Here is a 14,769-nt window from a genome sequence, read left to right as displayed (position 1 = left end):
TATGAAACGAATACTTCAACTTACATTGCTAATTGTCCTTTTTATAACAGGTTGTAAACCCAAACAAGCTGTTGTAGAAAACCCCAACAAGGAGGATGGTATTATCACGCTTAAACTAATTCAATTAAACGATGTTTATGAAATAGCCCCCTTAAGTGGTGGTAAATATGGCGGGATGGCACGGGTGGCTCATGTGCGAGATTCTATTGCAAAAGAGAATCCGAACACCCTGCTTTTTATGGCAGGTGATTTTTTAAATCCGTCCTTATTGGGTACTATAAAATATCAAGGAGAGCGAATAGCAGGACGTCAAATGATCGAGGTGATGAACGCCATGAATTTTGACTTGGTCACTTTCGGGAATCACGAATTTGATATTGGGGAAGAGGCGCTTCAAAAAAGATTGGACGAATCGAAGTTTCCATGGACTTCGGCCAATGTGAGGCGGGTTGTGGAAGAAGATATCGTGCCGTTTACAATTCAGAATAATAAGGGACATATTTATATACCCGATACGTATACCATATCTCTGGAAGATGCAGATGGAACCCAGATAAACCTCGGTTTTTTTAGTGTTACCTTACCCTCAAATCCTCAGGATTTTGTGCACTATGGGGATATATATATTGAGGCCACCAGAGCTTACAATCTGCTGGAATTGAACACCGATGTGGTCATAGGGCTAACTCATATTAAAGTATCGGAAGACAAGGAGTTGGCAAAGCGATTACCCGGTCTTCAACTCATCATGGGGGGGCATGAACACAACAGTATGTTGATCCCTACGGAGCAAGGTGTGATTGCAAAAGCCGATGCCAATGCGAAGACTATTTATATTCATACCCTTACATATAATACGCTTACAAAGGAGTTGGCGATAGATTCTCACCTAATGCCTATTGACGAGCGAATTGCTTCTCAGCCTGAGATCGATGCCATTGTGAAACGATGGAATTCGATTTTGGCAAGCAAGATTGAAGAGGTGATTTCCGATCCCAATGAGGTGATTTATTATGCAGATCCGCCTTTGGATGGAACTGATAGTGCGAACAGAGGAATACAAACCAATCTTGGCGATATCATTACCCACGCCATGGCACTTTCATTTGATAAAAATGTAGTTGCTGCCGTAGTAAACGGCGGGTCCATTCGTTTGGATGATATGTTGGAAGGTGAAGTCACGAGTCTCGATATCTTTCGAGTACTCCCTTTTGGAGGTACGGTGGTACATGCCGATATTACCGGTGACTTATTGATAAGAGTATTGGATTTTGGAAAGGCAAGCAGTGGAACAGGGGCTTATTTGCAACGATTTAATATTAGGGAAGGATCGCGAGGTCGTTGGTTAATTGATGGAATTCCAATTGATGCATCACAAACCTACACCGTGGCATTTAGTGATTTTTTACTGAAGGGATACGATATCCCATTTTTAACACAGGAGAATGAAGGAATCTTAAAAGTATATGAGCCTACCAAAGAAGAAGCGGCGTATGATATTAGAAAAGCGGTAATTTTATATCTGAAATCCCTAAAAAAGTAACCTATGAAAAAAATAATCAAATTTATATTACTACTGGGTCTTTTAGCACTAGTGGTAATGCAGTTCATCCGACCCGAAAAGAACAACGCGGGCTATGAAACAGTCATGGCCTTTGAAAATGAAACAAAGCCTTCGGTACATGTGGCCTCCATATTAAAGGAGAATTGTTATGATTGTCACAGTGATCAAACCCAATATCCTTGGTATGCTGAAATTGCACCCTTTTCATATTGGTTGGCCGATCATATCAAACACGCGGGCGGCAAATTTAATGTGTCTAAATGGGAGAGTTATTCGATTAAAAAGAAGGACCATAAATTAGAAGAATTAATCGAAGAGGTTAAGAAAGGAAACATGCCATTGGATTCGTATACCTGGATTCACGGAGATCTAGCCGAGGATGATAAGGTGCTGCTCCTACAATGGGCCACGGTTGCCCGACTTCAATATAAAGGACAGCTAAATATGTCTTCTAACTAATTTTTTACCAATTTCATAGTAATAATCCCTGCATCAGTATTCACTTTTAGAAAGTAAACGCCGCTTCTTAAAGATGAGAGGTCAATTTGATTGAAGTTCTCAGTTTTAGAAAGAATCATTTCTCCTAACAAATTAAAGATAGTAAGAAAAGTTATTTCATGAGATGAATCACTTTTAATAGTAAGTACATCTTTCACAGGATTTGGGTAGATGCTAAAAAGGTTTTGGAGTTCATTCTCACCTATTGAGAGATTGTCACAATCTTCTATATTCCCAACAAGCGTGGTATGAGGGTCTACATACATATTATCATTAGCCGCCAAAGGATCATCAACAACTACACAGCTTAAGGCCGGACAATCAATTGCTACAAAAACAATTAAATCTTCGTTAAACCCATTTTGCATATTTACAAACTGTAAATTCGGATTATCATCAATTGCTACATGTTCAAGCAATGGGTTTTGTGAAAAATCAGCTTCTTCAAATACATTTCGATCCAATATGGCGTCCACTAATAGGGGATTATTATTAAAATTCAACGATCCGCCAATGTTATTGTTTGCCAACCATATATTTCTTAAACTAGGGTTTTGCGACGTATCTAAAGATGTAAGCTGTGAATTTGGTCCCAATAATACCTCCAGATTACCATTATTACTAAGATCCAGCTGAGTAAATAACATATTTGCATACCTTAGATCAATCAATCCAGGACAATTTGTTAAATCCAAAGAAGTAAGCAATGTGTCGCCAATTCCCAAATATTCCAAATTTGGATTATTTGGAAGATTGATACTGGTTAAAGGATTATTATAGCAATGAATTTCTTCTATTTCTTGATTGCCTGATAAATCCAGAGAAGTTAGTTGAGAACTATGTGCCGTAAGATAAGCCAAATTACTACACGTTGTAAGGTCTATATATTGGAGTGATGTTTCAACACATCCCAAAGAGAATAAATTTGTACAATTTGTTAAATTCAAATTGGTAATATTTTGATTAGAAAGATGAAAAATAAATAGATTGGACAAATTTGAAGCGTCGATACTAGTAAAATTATTACTCCCAAGATATAAGTTGACTATTTGAGGAACATAACTTAAATCGATTTCTGATAAATTGTTATTGAATAAATCTAGCGTGAATAAGTCAATAGGCACTAATGACAAATCTATACTCTCTAAATTATTGCTAGCTGCAAAAAGTTGTTCCAAATCTATGAAAGCTTCAATTCCTGTTAGATCGGAAATGTTCTTTTCATCTACGTTTAGAGTAGTAATCCCAATGGCGTTAGCCGTTAAAAACTGTCCGTTCAACCCATCATTATCTATCCCTAAATCAATCAAAGCCTGCTCAAAATTAGTATCGGGAATTTGAGTGTATTGGGCGAAACCATATTTCAGAAACAAAAAACAAAAAATAAGTATAATTTGTTTCATAATCTTACTTTTAATAACATACAACGCTAAAAACACTGTATGCTAAAGTTATACATTTTTTCTATTAAATTGGATCAGTACTGTAAAGAGGTATATGTACGACCGCAACTATCCACTGAATAATCTATCTAATGATTTATAATTAAAATCAGTTAATTTTATAGTACTAAAATGAGGTAAGAATAATATTGCTCCTTTCATTAATTTGGATTGTCCATATGTAAAATTACCCATACAAGAGAAATTTGAAAAACTCATATAGTTGTAGGTGTCAGGATTATATTCCATTCCAAGTGGATCTAATGGTGGATTTACAGGAAAATATTGTGGATCATAATTACAATCTTCATCTACATTAAATCCATATGGCCCAATATATAATCCAGGAGCTGCAGGAGTATCATTAATATAATCTCCACAAGTATGACCGTTTGAGCCATTTACATATTCAGCAAACCCTCCTTCATTCATTTATGGACTCCCAAAGTGAGTATGCCACAAATTTAGTACATGTCCCATCAAATGGGACACGGTACCTCGACTTCAATATAAAGGACAGCTAAATATGTCTTCTAAATAATTGTGCTTCAGAAAGATATTAATTTTATTTGAAATTGTTCTAAATAAACTTGTCAGAATCTGTTTTCAGTATTACTTTTGACGCCGAATTAATCAACTATTTATATTCAGTCTAAATAAAAATACATGAAAAAACTATCAATTATTTCTGCCTTGTTATTTGCAACTTTTTCCTTTGCACAGACAGCCAAGGACTCCATTTCTTCAAGTTCACAACAACAAAATTCAGCTCAAAAAATTCTTTCTAATAGTACCGGTAATGCAGTGACCATAGGTGCCTATGGCGAAATTACTTACAACCAACCCGAAGGAGATAACGGCGAGTTAGACGTACAACGCTTAGTGCTGCTTTTAGGGTATAAATTCAATGAACGAACTCAGTTTGTTTCAGAAATTGAAATTGAACATGTAGAAGAGGTGTTCGTAGAACAAGCCTTTGTAAATTATGCTGTAAGTGATAATGTGAGCCTTCGAGGAGGGTTGATGTTGGTGCCTATGGGGATTATCAATGAATACCACGAACCAACCACTTTTAACGGTACAGAGCGACCTGCGGTCGCAAATAGTATCGTTCCTACTACATGGAGAGAAATTGGGGTAGGGGTTACCGGACGGTTTCCCGACCTTTCTTTGGGATATCAAGCCTATATCTTCAATGGTTTTAAATCGACCGTTTCCGACGGCGAAGGTGGTGCTGTTGGAAAATTAAGTGGTTCTAGTGGGCTACGTGGGGGACGTCAAAAAGGGATTCAATCTACAGTTGATACACCTACGCTTTCTACCAAGGTTGACTATTACGGAATTCCGGGTTTTCGCTTCGGATTGGCGGGGTATTTTGGTAAGACACAGGCAGAAGATGAGATAGAGGCATTAGACGGCGCCGTAATCGGGATCTCCATGGTAGGTTTCGATGCGCGTTATGCCTTTAAGAAATTTACAGCAAGAGCCGAGTTTATCTATGCTGCCTTGAATGACACAGAGGCGTACAACGCATTGACCGGAAAAGATTTGGGAAGCGCGCTAATGGGGTATTACGGGGAAGTTGCCTATAATATCTTACCGCTTTCAGCAAAGCAAAAATTATTCGCCTTCGCGCGTTATGAGAATTACGATACCCATGCCAATACCGATGGCAATCTAGTAGCCAATGATGCCTATAACAGAACCGACATCACCACCGGCCTGAGCTATCATATAGCACCTGGCGTTGTAATAAAAGGAGATTATCAATTTAAAGATAACAAAGTTGAAGGCGGTAATGTCGATGACCAACTCAATTTTGGAATAGGAGTATGGTTTTAAGAAACCATAAGTGTTAGTTAGCCACAAGACCTCTTGTGGAATCGCAAGAGGTTTTGGGTATTTTTTCATGAAGAACCAACCCAAATAAATACCTTTGCAATATGATTCGCAAAATTAGTATCCTTTTAGTAATCGGAGTTTTAGCTTCGGCCTTTACAATTCCCTCCAACATTGTAAAAAAGGCGGATAAAGTAATTGCTGCGTTTTACGGCACCGATCATTTTGAAAAAGAAACAATTCTTATTTCGAAAGAATTAAATGCTAAAACACTATCTGAATTTAGCGATGGAAATCTCATCAAGATTACCTCCAAAGGAACTTTTTTGGGCTATGCCTATATTGGGAATGCACCCAGTAAAACTGCCACCTTCGATTATTTGGTATTGTTCGACAAAGACCTTATCATCACCAAAAGTAAAGTATTGGTCTACCGTGAGGAATACGGAGGTGAGATTAGTAGCAGACGATGGTTACAACAATTTGAAGGTGTTACAACGCGTTCGAAGGAACTGAAATACAATCAGGATATCATACCCATCAGTGGCGCAACGATCTCTGTTCGATCCATGACCAAGGCGATGAATGATTTGCTTCAAAGTGTTGCCATACTGCAACAACAAAACGTCTTATAATGCAATTGCATGGCCTCATCCATAGTTTTCCGAAGCATATAAAACTGTTTATTGCCGCCTTTGTTATTGTACTAACAATAGGATACATTACCGGACTTTTATTTGTGCGTCAAACAGAATCGGCTACCCCCGACGGACTTGTAGAAAACTATCTGGGGAATGAGGATATGGAGGATGTACAAGTGATGAAATTTGAAAAAGGAGATCGTGAGATGCTCACCATATTACATACGCATGTGCTCTCAGTTTCCTTTATCTTCTTTTTTTTAGGGGGATTACTGGCCATTACTTCTTTACCTCAAAAACTGAAATCCTTTTTAATGATCGAACCTTTCTTTTCGATTGTTTTAACCTTTGGTGGTATTTATTTGATGTGGAAGGGGATGCTGTGGATGAAATATGTTGTTGTGATATCGGGGATTTTGATGACGGCTGTTTATTTTATTGGAGCCGGGGCTGTTTTACAACAATTGTTTTTTCGAAAGAAGAAATAACCCTAACTTTGGGAAAAGCCATCCCGTGAAAAAACTAATATCTACACTAGTACTTGGGCTCCTGTTAACTTCTTGTGGTGCAAAAAAAAGCCCGGTCATTTTAAGCAGTAGTACCAACGCCACCGAAACCTCTGATCATTACGAACCCTTTTTTGATGTCACCGAATATGCTGAGAACGAGGCTTATGGTCTATCTGGTGAATATCCGGTGATGGTAGGCGGACGCAGTGCCGAAAATCAGCGAAGGTATTTATCATCATTGGCCGGACCCAGGGGGGAAGTGGTTACATTTCACAGGAGAGGGAGTTGTTGTGAATACGACAGTGAAAATGGCTTTGACGGCGTGGCCTTGGTCGATGTATACGAGGTGGTATACGGCAATTTGAAACAACCTATTTTGGTCTATATTAGTTTTTACGATTCAGAAAAACTATTTATTCCGAAAGGTTTTACCAAAAGAAACTTATAAAGGTCTCATTTAATAGTTGTACATTTGCACGCAATTAAACAGTAACCACTTTCGGTGCTTCGGAAGTTAATTTTAATTGCAATGACTGCACACATCGACAAAATTCTTGGAGAAGGCCTTACTTACGACGACGTACTTTTAGTGCCTGCCTATTCTGAAGTATTACCACGCGAAGTTTCTATCAAAACTCAGTTTAGCCGAAATATTTGGCTCAATGTTCCTATTGCTTCAGCGGCAATGGATACGGTGACCGAAAGCGCTATGGCCATTGCAATGGCACGCGAAGGCGGCATTGGAGTATTGCACAAGAACATGAGCATCGAAAATCAGGCTGCCGAGGTGCGTAAGGTAAAACGCGCCGAAAGCGGTATGATTCAAGATCCGGTTACCTTGCCAAAAACAGCTACGGTTGGCGATGCGCAAAGCACCATGCGTGAATATAGCATCGGCGGTATTCCAATTACCGATGGCAAAGGAAAGTTAATAGGTATTGTCACCAATAGAGACCTTCGTTTCGAAAAGAATTTCAGTCGGCCCTTGAGTGAAGTTATGACCGAAAAAAATCTGGTCACAGTTGCCCAGGGAACCTCATTGAAAGAAGCAGAGATCATTCTTCAGAAGAATAAGATTGAAAAGCTTCCTGTTGTAAATGAAGAAGGAATGCTTTTAGGCTTGATTACGTTTCGAGATATTACAAAAATCACGCAAAAGCCTATAGCCAATAAGGATGAATTCGGTAGGTTACGAGTGGCTGCGGCTTTGGGAGTTACCGGTGATGCTGTCGCGCGAGCCGAAGCTCTAGTAAATGCACAGGTGGATGCCGTGATTATCGATACAGCGCATGGTCATACCAAAGGAGTAGTGAGCGTACTCAAAGAAGTGAAAAAGAAATTCCCAAAATTAGATGTGATCGTAGGAAATATAGCCACGGCCGAAGCGGCAAAATATCTCGTAAAAGCGGGAGCCGATGCGGTAAAAGTGGGGATTGGTCCCGGATCTATTTGTACCACCCGTGTTGTTGCCGGAGTTGGGTTTCCACAATTTTCTGCGGTACTTGAAGTCGCCGCAGCGATTAAAGGGAGTGGAGTGCCGGTAATTGCCGATGGCGGTATACGGTATACAGGAGATATTCCAAAGGCCATTGCAGCTGGAGCCGATTGTGTGATGCTGGGTTCTCTTTTAGCCGGTACCAAAGAATCACCCGGAGAGACCATTATTTATGAAGGACGTAAATTTAAGTCGTATAGAGGAATGGGATCGGTTGAGGCCATGAAACAAGGGTCAAAGGATCGTTATTTCCAAGATGTGGAAGACGACATTAAAAAGTTGGTTCCTGAAGGGATTGTGGGTCGTGTTCCTTATAAGGGAGACCTCGTAGAAAGCATGACACAGTTTATCGGTGGTTTACGTGCCGGAATGGGCTATTGCGGAGCCAAGGATATCCATACCTTAAAAGAGACCGGAAAATTCATTAAGATTACCGCTTCCGGTATTCATGAGAGTCATCCACACGATGTGACCATAACCAAAGAAGCACCAAATTATTCGAGATAATTGGCGCTCCTATCTGGCTTTTTTTTAACAAAGAATTACTGTTTTGTCTCTTCTTCTATGGTAATTCCCAAATCTTTTAATATCGTTAGGGTAAGGTCGTAGGTATTATCGGCATATACAACCGAATTGTCCAACTGAAGCACCTGTGTATATCCTTCGGCTTTGGCAATTTTCTCTAAGGAAACCCCTATTTTTTGATACAACGGGCGCAACAATTCATCTCGTTTGATGTTCATCAGTTTTGACCCGTTTTGTTGAATTTTGTTTAAATCGTTTTCAGCAGCAATAATTTCTTCTTGCTTGGTCTTTTTCTGGGCAATAGTAAGTCCGGCCTCTCCTTCGGTATACGCCTTTACCAGTGCGTCGTAAGCTTCCAAATTCTTCTTGAAATCTGCATCTAGTTCTTTTCCATAATCTTCTACCTGTTTTTGAACCGAGGGTATTTCGGGCATTTTAGACAGAATAAAATCCACATCTACCGTACCTACCTTTGTTTGTGAAAATGCTGAAAAAGAAATAAATAAAAATAAAATCGCTAAAATTCTCATGAGTTCTCTTGTTGTTTTATTGGGCTGCAATACTACAAAAAAATATCAAAATTAGTTCACTATATAACAAGATGTTAGCATTTTTGAACAGAAATTACCGCTTAAAAAATATATAATCGGTGCTAATAGGAATGACGCCATGTTGCTTTAGTTCGGTCATAAGCTGTCCGCGATGATAGGTGCTATGATTAATTATATGATAGAGGATATCATCAACCCTATTTGAGTAGGATTGTCCGCGGGTATTTGTATACTCGGTTATCTTTGTAAGCTCAAAGGAGGAAAGAATATCCATGCTTTGATTATTGGTAGCCGTATTCATTTGGTGTAAATCTTTAAGTTGAAACACCTCCCAAACTGTTTGTTTGGGTGTTTGCCCTAAAATACGACAGTTCCATATATGATGTGCATTGAAGGTATGGCCTATTAAATCTTGTGCTCTTTGGGTATAGGCCTTTGAGTTGGCTTCCATACAGTTAATCATACGCTGATTGCTGTCGAAATTATATTGAAATTTTTCAATAAAGAAGTCTTTCATTTCTCGGTATATAATTGTCCTCTATTGGGTTTTAATTTTTCTCTCAAGGCATGCATATGTACTTTTTCTACGACCAGAAAAGCGATAGCGTACATTTCGGCAAGTTGTTCGCTGCCCGTAATCGAATGTTGCAAACCCTCGGCCTGGGCGAATTCTCCCAAATGCTTGGCGTGATGCTGTGCAATGGGAAAGGCATTCGGTCCGCGAAAATCCCAAATTAGTTTTACGCGTTCTTTCATTTACTATCTAATACAGAAGTTCCATTTTCAGCAAAATTTTTAAAGTCCTTTAAATACGTCATCGATTGCTTTTTAAAGGCAGAAGGCATAAGCCACGACATCAATTTCATCCCAAGCCCCTTAAAGTGGAATTCGGCTTCCGAAACCCATTTGGTGGTATTATTTTCGGTAGGGTGAAAATAATTGTATTGAATATTGTGGACTCCTTTGGTGTCATAGGTGGCGTGAAATTCTTCCGGGAATTTATTTTTAATAATGGTCTCTGTTAGTACCATTTCACGTTTTCCCATCTTGTATTCGAGCTTCATTTTGGCTCCCTCACTTCCAGGAGTGCCACTTAAAAATTCATAACCTACCAGTCCGCGTTGCCAGTGTTTCATGTTTTCTGGATTGTCCAATTTTTTGATAACTTCTTCGCGAGGCAGGTTTATGCTCATTTCGCAGGTATATTTCATCAGTTCTTTTTGAATATATAAAACCATCAGCTGTGATTCGCCATGGAATATATTGGTGACCGCCATCTTTTTGTAATGGCTCATTTCAGAATTAAATTCTTTTATATATGCAAGGTACATTTTTCTGGAGTATTTCCGAAGCCAAATTACACACTATAGAGCAGCTAAAAACCTTAACGCAACACACTTGTTTAACGATTGGTTTTTGTTATTTTTGCCAGAATCCTTTAAAAAAAAACAAATTCAAAAATGTATAAGAAAATAGCGTCCCTTCTATTGTTATTTACCATTTCGTTTGCTGCGGTTGCACAAAAGAAAAAAGATGTTTTACTAACGGTAAATGATACTCCTGTATATGCATCGGAGTTTAAACGAGTGTACAAAAAGAACCTCAATTTGGTGCAAGATGAGTCTCAAAAGAATGTGGAGAGTTATTTACAACTTTTCATAGACTATAAATTGAAAATTGCCGAGGCCTATGCGCAGAATCTCCATCAAGATGCAAATTACAAAAAGGAGTTTTCACAATATCAGGAACAGTTGTCCCGAAATTACCTATACGAAGACAAAGTAGCCGAAGATTTAGCTCTGGAAGCTTACCAAAGAGGCTTGGAAGAGATAGATGCTTCGCATATTTTGGTGTTGTCTACCTACGATGATTTGCCTCAGGACACCCTGAAGGCGTATAATAAAATTAAGGTCATTCGTGATAGAGCGCTAAAAGGAGAGGACTTTACGAAGCTTGCTAAGGAAACTTCCGAGGAACCCACCGCCAAGGAACATGCCGGGGAATTGGGGTATTTTTCGGTTTTTGCATTGGTATATCCCTTCGAAACCATGGCGTACAATACGCCGGTGGGTGAAATTTCAGAAATTGTTAGAACTCAATTCGGCTACCATATCATCAAAGTGAACGATCGCAGAATGCGAGCTCCCGAGATTTCGGTTTCACACATTATGATTTCCGATAAAGAAGACGACACCCGCACCTTTAATCCTGAAGAACGCATTAAGGAAATATATGCACTGATTCAACAGGGGGAGTCGTTTGAAAACTTGGCGCAACAATATTCGGACGATAAAAATTCGGGTAAGGTTGGCGGAAAATTGGGCAAATTCCGTAAGGGAGACTTGCGTTCTACCGAGTTTGAAGAGGCAGCGTACCAACTGACAAAGCCGGGAGAGTTATCCAAACCGATAAAAACCAGTTTTGGCTGGCATATTATTCGCTTAGATGAGCTTCATAGTGAGCCAACCTATGAGGCGCAAAAGGACATGTTGCTGAAACGAGTTCAGGATGCCACTCGCTCTAAGGTAATGACGAGTAAGGTAAATAAGAAGATTAAAGAAAAATACGGATATCAGGTAAACGAAGCCTACAAGTCATTTTTTCAAGCTTTTTTAAGTGATGAAGTACTTCAGAGAAAATGGGTCTATGACACCTTAACGCCTTCAAAAGACAAGACCCTTTTTAAAATAGGGGATCGCACTCTTAAATTTAGTGATTTTGCGGCTTATATAAGTGACCGTCAACGTAAATCTCAAGTGTATAAAACCAAGGAAGGTTTGATTGCAGGAATGTTCGATGAGTTTGAAACTTTGGAGCTAAAAAAATACTATCGAGATCGATTGGAATTTGAGAACGAAGACTATGCGGCCATCATTAGCGAGTATCGTGATGGCTTACTCATTTTCGATGTGATGAATAAAAATATTTGGAATAAGGCCAAGAACGACTCCATAGGATTACAGACCTATTACAATTCAATAAAGGATCAATACACCTGGAAAAAACGAGTGGATGCCATGATCGTCTCGACCACCGATGCAAGTATGGCAAATCAGGTGTCCGAATTATTAAAGCAGGGCAAGACCGAAGAAGAGATCAAGAAACAATTAAATAATTCAGACAAGGTAAACGTTATTATCTCGAATGGTGTGTTTGAAATTGACAGCAAGGAATTGCCGGAAGAATTTCAGGCAGTTAGCGGCGTTTCAAAAATGCATACGGTAGGAGACTCCTTTGTCATTGTTCAAGTACGGGAAGTGATTCCACCAAGCTTGAAAACACTGGACGAAGTGCGAGGTAAGGTACTAAGCAACTACCAAAATTATCTGGAAGAAAACTGGATACAGGATTTGCGTAATAAACATCAGGTAGAAGTGCACAAAAAAGTTTTGAAAAAAGTAATTAAAGAATTGAATTCCTAATGCGGTATGTACTCACATACATTAGCTGTCTGCTATTCTTATGCTCCTGTGAGTATTTTAAACAGGATCCGGAGAAGACTCCAATTGCCAGGGTCAATGACAGTTATTTGTATGAGGATGATATAAAATCGCTCATTTCTGAAAACACCACCAAAGAGGACAGCACTCTGATTATCAACAATTTTATAAATCGTTGGGCGACTCAGCAATTACTTATTGATCAGGCGAGAATAAATCTTTCGGAGGAAAAATTAGCCGCCTACGATAAATTGGTAAAGGAATACAAGGACGATCTGTATACCGAAGCCTATAAAGGAGTCATTGTTTCCAAGCAATTGGATAGCACTGTTTCTGTTCGTGAATTGCAAGATTTCTACGATTTAAACAAGGAGAATTTTAAATTGAGAGATGATCTGGTAAAGGTGCGTTACATATGGGTGGATCCAAACTATTCGAATATTGCGAAAGCTAGGCAACTGTTAGATCGCTTTAACGATAAGGACAAAACCGAATTAAGCACCCTTAGTATTCAGTTTAAAGAATTCAATTTCAACGATTCCATTTGGGTAAAAAGAGAGGCGCTGGTAAGCACCTTAACTGTATTAAAAGACAACAGTGACCAAGTGTTAAAAAAATCTAATTTTACACAATTACAAGATTCATTAGGAGTATATTTGGTGAAAATTGAAGATATCCTTAAACCAAACGATATTGCCCCGCTTTCGCATATAGAACCTACTATAAAACAGATTATTCTGAACAAAAGAAAGCTGGAACTTATAAAAAAACTAGAAAAAGATATTACAAAAGATGCTATTAAAAATAAGAAGTTTGAAACCTATACACCGCACTAGTTTCCTTTTCCTTTTATGTATTGCTACTCACTTAGTCGGTTTATCGCAAGAGGTAGTTGTTGTTGACAGTACGGGTGTTGCCAAAGGCAATGAAGCCGAAATGGACAGTGTGGTTCAGAAAGACACGATATTGCCATTTAAGCGTTATAAAGCGGAAGGGGTGAGCGCTGTAGTGGGGGACTATGTAATATTGGATAGCGATATCGATAAGAGTTATTTAGAATTGGATGCCCAGGGCATTTCAACCGACGGTATTACGCGGTGTCAATTATTCGGAAAGTTGTTGGAGGATAAACTGTACGCACATCAGGCCAAGATAGATAGTATCTTGGTGCCGGATGCCGAAATTAATTCACAGATCGAGCAACAGCTTCAGTATATGATAAGTGAGTTGGGCAGTGAAGAAAAAGTAGCTAGTTACTATAGAAAAGACAATATAGATGAACTTCGGAAGGATTTATTTGATGTGAATAAAACGCTCCGACTCGCCAGTGAGATGCAGCGTAAAGTTGTTGAAAATGTAGAGGTTACCCCCGAAGAGGTGCGCGAGTTCTTTTACTCTATCCCCGAAGACGACCGTCCTGTATTTAGTGCCGAGGTGGAAGTGGCGCAAATTGTTATTGAACCCGAAGTGACCGAAGAAGCAAAGAAAAAAGTAATCGATCGACTCAGCCAAATGCGGGCCGATGTGGTAGAAAATGGGGCCAGCTTTGCGACCAAGGCCGTTTTGTATTCGAAAGACGGGAGCGCAGCAAAAGGAGGATTGATAGCAGGCATTCGCCGAAATTCACCCTTTGCCAAAGAGTTTAAAGACCAGGCATTTTCATTGTTAGAAGGAGAAGTGAGCGAACCTTTCGAAACCGAATTTGGATGGCATATCGTGTACGTCGAAAAAATTAGAGGTCAGGAGATTGATGTGCGTCACGTGATTATTTTTCCTGAAGTTTCCCAAGAATCAATTGATGCAGCTCGGACTAAAGTGGAAAAGCTTCGCGAAAAGATTGTAAGTGGTGAAATTACGTTTTCCGAAGCTGCCAAAATGAATTCCGATGATATAGAAACCCGTAACAATGGAGGACAGTTGGTGAACCCCGTTACCGGAGATACCAAATTCGATCTTACCAAAATGGATCCTACGCTTAGTGGCCAGGTATACAATTTAAAGCCAGGGGAAGTCACAAAAATTTATACAGACAGGGACTATACGGGAAAAAGCAGTTTTAAGATCTTAACCGTGACCAACCGATTGGAAGAGCATCCATCCGACTATGTGAAGGACTATGAAAAAATTAAAGAACTGGCATTAAAGGAAAAACAAATTAAGGCCATTGGGATCTGGCAGGATAAGAAAATTAAAGATACCTACATCAACGTAAACGAAGATTATCAGGATTGCGAGTTTTCTAGCAATTGGCTTAAAAAATAATAA

At 39.2% G+C, this 14,769-nt stretch carries 16 protein-coding genes; 10 read left to right on the top strand and 6 right to left on the bottom strand.

All coding sequences use genetic code 11. The annotated features are described in order from the left end of the window. Window position 1: 1 nt before the first annotated feature. On the top strand, window positions 2-1,543 hold the full coding sequence (locus tag K8F54_RS04575) for a bifunctional metallophosphatase/5'-nucleotidase (protein WP_290787677.1): 1,542 nt from the start codon (window positions 2-4) through the stop codon (window positions 1,541-1,543). A 3-nt stretch (window positions 1,544-1,546) separates the two neighbouring features. After that, the gene (locus K8F54_RS04570; protein ID WP_290787674.1) at window positions 1,547-2,023 is read left to right on the top strand and encodes a heme-binding domain-containing protein; all 477 of its coding nucleotides are present in this window, start codon (window positions 1,547-1,549) and stop codon (window positions 2,021-2,023) included. On the opposite strand, the gene K8F54_RS04565 is transcribed toward K8F54_RS04570, so the two are convergent. Together K8F54_RS04565 and K8F54_RS04560 are read right to left on the bottom strand one after the other, a co-directional pair. Next, window positions 2,020-3,465 (bottom strand): T9SS type A sorting domain-containing protein, encoded by a 1,446-nt coding sequence (locus tag K8F54_RS04565; protein WP_290787671.1) that lies wholly within the window; start codon window positions 3,463-3,465, stop codon window positions 2,020-2,022. The genes K8F54_RS04570 and K8F54_RS04565 overlap by 4 nt on opposite strands. A 108-nt stretch (window positions 3,466-3,573) precedes the next feature. Continuing rightward, window positions 3,574-3,936 (bottom strand): hypothetical protein, encoded by a 363-nt coding sequence (locus K8F54_RS04560; protein WP_290787668.1) that lies wholly within the window; start codon window positions 3,934-3,936, stop codon window positions 3,574-3,576. 234 nt (window positions 3,937-4,170) lie between these two features. Here K8F54_RS04560 and K8F54_RS04555 point away from each other — a divergent pair, with 234 nt between their 5' ends. The 5 genes from K8F54_RS04555 (at window position 4,171) to guaB (ending at window position 8,495) form a co-directional block, all read left to right on the top strand. Further along, window positions 4,171-5,346 (top strand): porin, encoded by a 1,176-nt coding sequence (locus K8F54_RS04555; RefSeq protein WP_290787665.1) that lies wholly within the window; start codon window positions 4,171-4,173, stop codon window positions 5,344-5,346. 101 nt (window positions 5,347-5,447) lie between these two features. Continuing rightward, window positions 5,448-5,978 carry an FMN-binding protein gene (locus tag K8F54_RS04550; protein WP_290787663.1) on the top strand — a complete coding sequence of 177 codons (531 nt, stop codon included), beginning with the start codon at window positions 5,448-5,450 and terminating at the stop codon, window positions 5,976-5,978. After that, complete coding sequence (locus K8F54_RS04545; protein ID WP_290787661.1) at window positions 5,978-6,472, top strand: hypothetical protein; 495 nt, start codon at window positions 5,978-5,980, stop codon at window positions 6,470-6,472. Before K8F54_RS04550 ends, K8F54_RS04545 begins: the two co-directional genes overlap by 1 nt. Before the next feature lie 25 nt (window positions 6,473-6,497). After that, window positions 6,498-6,941, top strand: a complete 444-nt coding sequence (locus K8F54_RS04540) for a hypothetical protein (protein WP_290787659.1) — start codon at window positions 6,498-6,500, stop codon at window positions 6,939-6,941. Window positions 6,942-7,022: 81 nt separating this feature from the next. Then, entirely contained in the window at window positions 7,023-8,495 is a 1,473-nt protein-coding gene (gene guaB / locus K8F54_RS04535; RefSeq protein ID WP_290787656.1) for an IMP dehydrogenase, read from the top strand. Window positions 8,496-8,530: 35 nt separating this feature from the next. On the opposite strand, the gene K8F54_RS04530 is transcribed toward guaB, so the two are convergent. The 4 genes from K8F54_RS04530 to K8F54_RS04515 all read right to left on the bottom strand — a co-directional run bounded on the left by K8F54_RS04530 (window position 8,531) and on the right by K8F54_RS04515 (window position 10,395). Continuing rightward, a complete protein-coding gene (locus K8F54_RS04530; protein WP_290787653.1) occupies window positions 8,531-9,043 on the bottom strand; it encodes an OmpH family outer membrane protein in 513 nt (170 codons plus the stop codon). A 94-nt stretch (window positions 9,044-9,137) separates the two neighbouring features. Further along, window positions 9,138-9,581 carry a DinB family protein gene (locus K8F54_RS04525; RefSeq protein WP_290787650.1) on the bottom strand — a complete coding sequence of 148 codons (444 nt, stop codon included), beginning with the start codon at window positions 9,579-9,581 and terminating at the stop codon, window positions 9,138-9,140. Continuing rightward, the gene (locus K8F54_RS04520) at window positions 9,578-9,820 is read right to left on the bottom strand and encodes a hypothetical protein (RefSeq protein WP_290787647.1); all 243 of its coding nucleotides are present in this window, start codon (window positions 9,818-9,820) and stop codon (window positions 9,578-9,580) included. The genes K8F54_RS04525 and K8F54_RS04520 overlap by 4 nt, the downstream gene beginning before the upstream one ends. After that, window positions 9,817-10,395, bottom strand: a complete 579-nt coding sequence (locus tag K8F54_RS04515) for an SRPBCC family protein (protein WP_363299264.1) — start codon at window positions 10,393-10,395, stop codon at window positions 9,817-9,819. The genes K8F54_RS04520 and K8F54_RS04515 overlap by 4 nt, the downstream gene beginning before the upstream one ends. A gap of 129 nt (window positions 10,396-10,524) precedes the next feature. Between K8F54_RS04515 and K8F54_RS04510 the strand changes: the two genes are divergently transcribed. From K8F54_RS04510 to K8F54_RS04500, 3 genes are read left to right on the top strand one after another with little or no spacing between them, the layout of a single operon-like run. Beyond that, window positions 10,525-12,486 carry a peptidylprolyl isomerase gene (locus tag K8F54_RS04510; RefSeq protein ID WP_290787644.1) on the top strand — a complete coding sequence of 654 codons (1,962 nt, stop codon included), beginning with the start codon at window positions 10,525-10,527 and terminating at the stop codon, window positions 12,484-12,486. Beyond that, complete coding sequence (locus tag K8F54_RS04505) at window positions 12,486-13,340, top strand: peptidyl-prolyl cis-trans isomerase (RefSeq protein WP_290787640.1); 855 nt, start codon at window positions 12,486-12,488, stop codon at window positions 13,338-13,340. The genes K8F54_RS04510 and K8F54_RS04505 overlap by 1 nt, the downstream gene beginning before the upstream one ends. Beyond that, window positions 13,318-14,766, top strand: a complete 1,449-nt coding sequence (locus K8F54_RS04500) for a peptidylprolyl isomerase (protein WP_290787637.1) — start codon at window positions 13,318-13,320, stop codon at window positions 14,764-14,766. The genes K8F54_RS04505 and K8F54_RS04500 overlap by 23 nt, the downstream gene beginning before the upstream one ends. Window positions 14,767-14,769 lie beyond the last annotated feature (3 nt).

Origin of the sequence: Altibacter sp. (genome assembly GCF_019913785.1) — a bacterium.
Classification (GTDB): domain Bacteria; phylum Bacteroidota; class Bacteroidia; order Flavobacteriales; family Flavobacteriaceae; genus Altibacter.
Note: the sequence above shows the minus strand (reverse complement) of the source record. Positions and strands in the feature narration are given on the sequence as shown.

Excerpts from the sequence above, each read along its gene's own strand:
- K8F54_RS04520 (WP_290787647.1), bottom strand. The coding sequence starts at position 9,820 with ATGAAAGAACGCGTAAAACTAATTTGGGATTTTCGCGGACCGAATGCC.
- K8F54_RS04515 (WP_363299264.1), bottom strand. The coding sequence starts at position 10,395 with ATGTACCTTGCATATATAAAAGAATTTAATTCTGAAATGAGCCATTAC.
- K8F54_RS04565 (WP_290787671.1), bottom strand. The coding sequence starts at position 3,465 with ATGAAACAAATTATACTTATTTTTTGTTTTTTGTTTCTGAAATATGGT.
- K8F54_RS04545 (WP_290787661.1), top strand. The coding sequence starts at position 5,978 with ATGCAATTGCATGGCCTCATCCATAGTTTTCCGAAGCATATAAAACTG.
- K8F54_RS04550 (WP_290787663.1), top strand. The coding sequence starts at position 5,448 with ATGATTCGCAAAATTAGTATCCTTTTAGTAATCGGAGTTTTAGCTTCG.
- guaB (WP_290787656.1), top strand. The coding sequence starts at position 7,023 with ATGACTGCACACATCGACAAAATTCTTGGAGAAGGCCTTACTTACGAC.
- K8F54_RS04560 (WP_290787668.1), bottom strand. The coding sequence starts at position 3,936 with ATGAATGAAGGAGGGTTTGCTGAATATGTAAATGGCTCAAACGGTCAT.
- K8F54_RS04530 (WP_290787653.1), bottom strand. The coding sequence starts at position 9,043 with ATGAGAATTTTAGCGATTTTATTTTTATTTATTTCTTTTTCAGCATTT.
- K8F54_RS04570 (WP_290787674.1), top strand. The coding sequence starts at position 1,547 with ATGAAAAAAATAATCAAATTTATATTACTACTGGGTCTTTTAGCACTA.
- K8F54_RS04575 (WP_290787677.1), top strand. The coding sequence starts at position 2 with ATGAAACGAATACTTCAACTTACATTGCTAATTGTCCTTTTTATAACA.
- K8F54_RS04505 (WP_290787640.1), top strand. The coding sequence starts at position 12,486 with ATGCGGTATGTACTCACATACATTAGCTGTCTGCTATTCTTATGCTCC.
- K8F54_RS04525 (WP_290787650.1), bottom strand. The coding sequence starts at position 9,581 with ATGAAAGACTTCTTTATTGAAAAATTTCAATATAATTTCGACAGCAAT.
- K8F54_RS04555 (WP_290787665.1), top strand. The coding sequence starts at position 4,171 with ATGAAAAAACTATCAATTATTTCTGCCTTGTTATTTGCAACTTTTTCC.
- K8F54_RS04510 (WP_290787644.1), top strand. The coding sequence starts at position 10,525 with ATGTATAAGAAAATAGCGTCCCTTCTATTGTTATTTACCATTTCGTTT.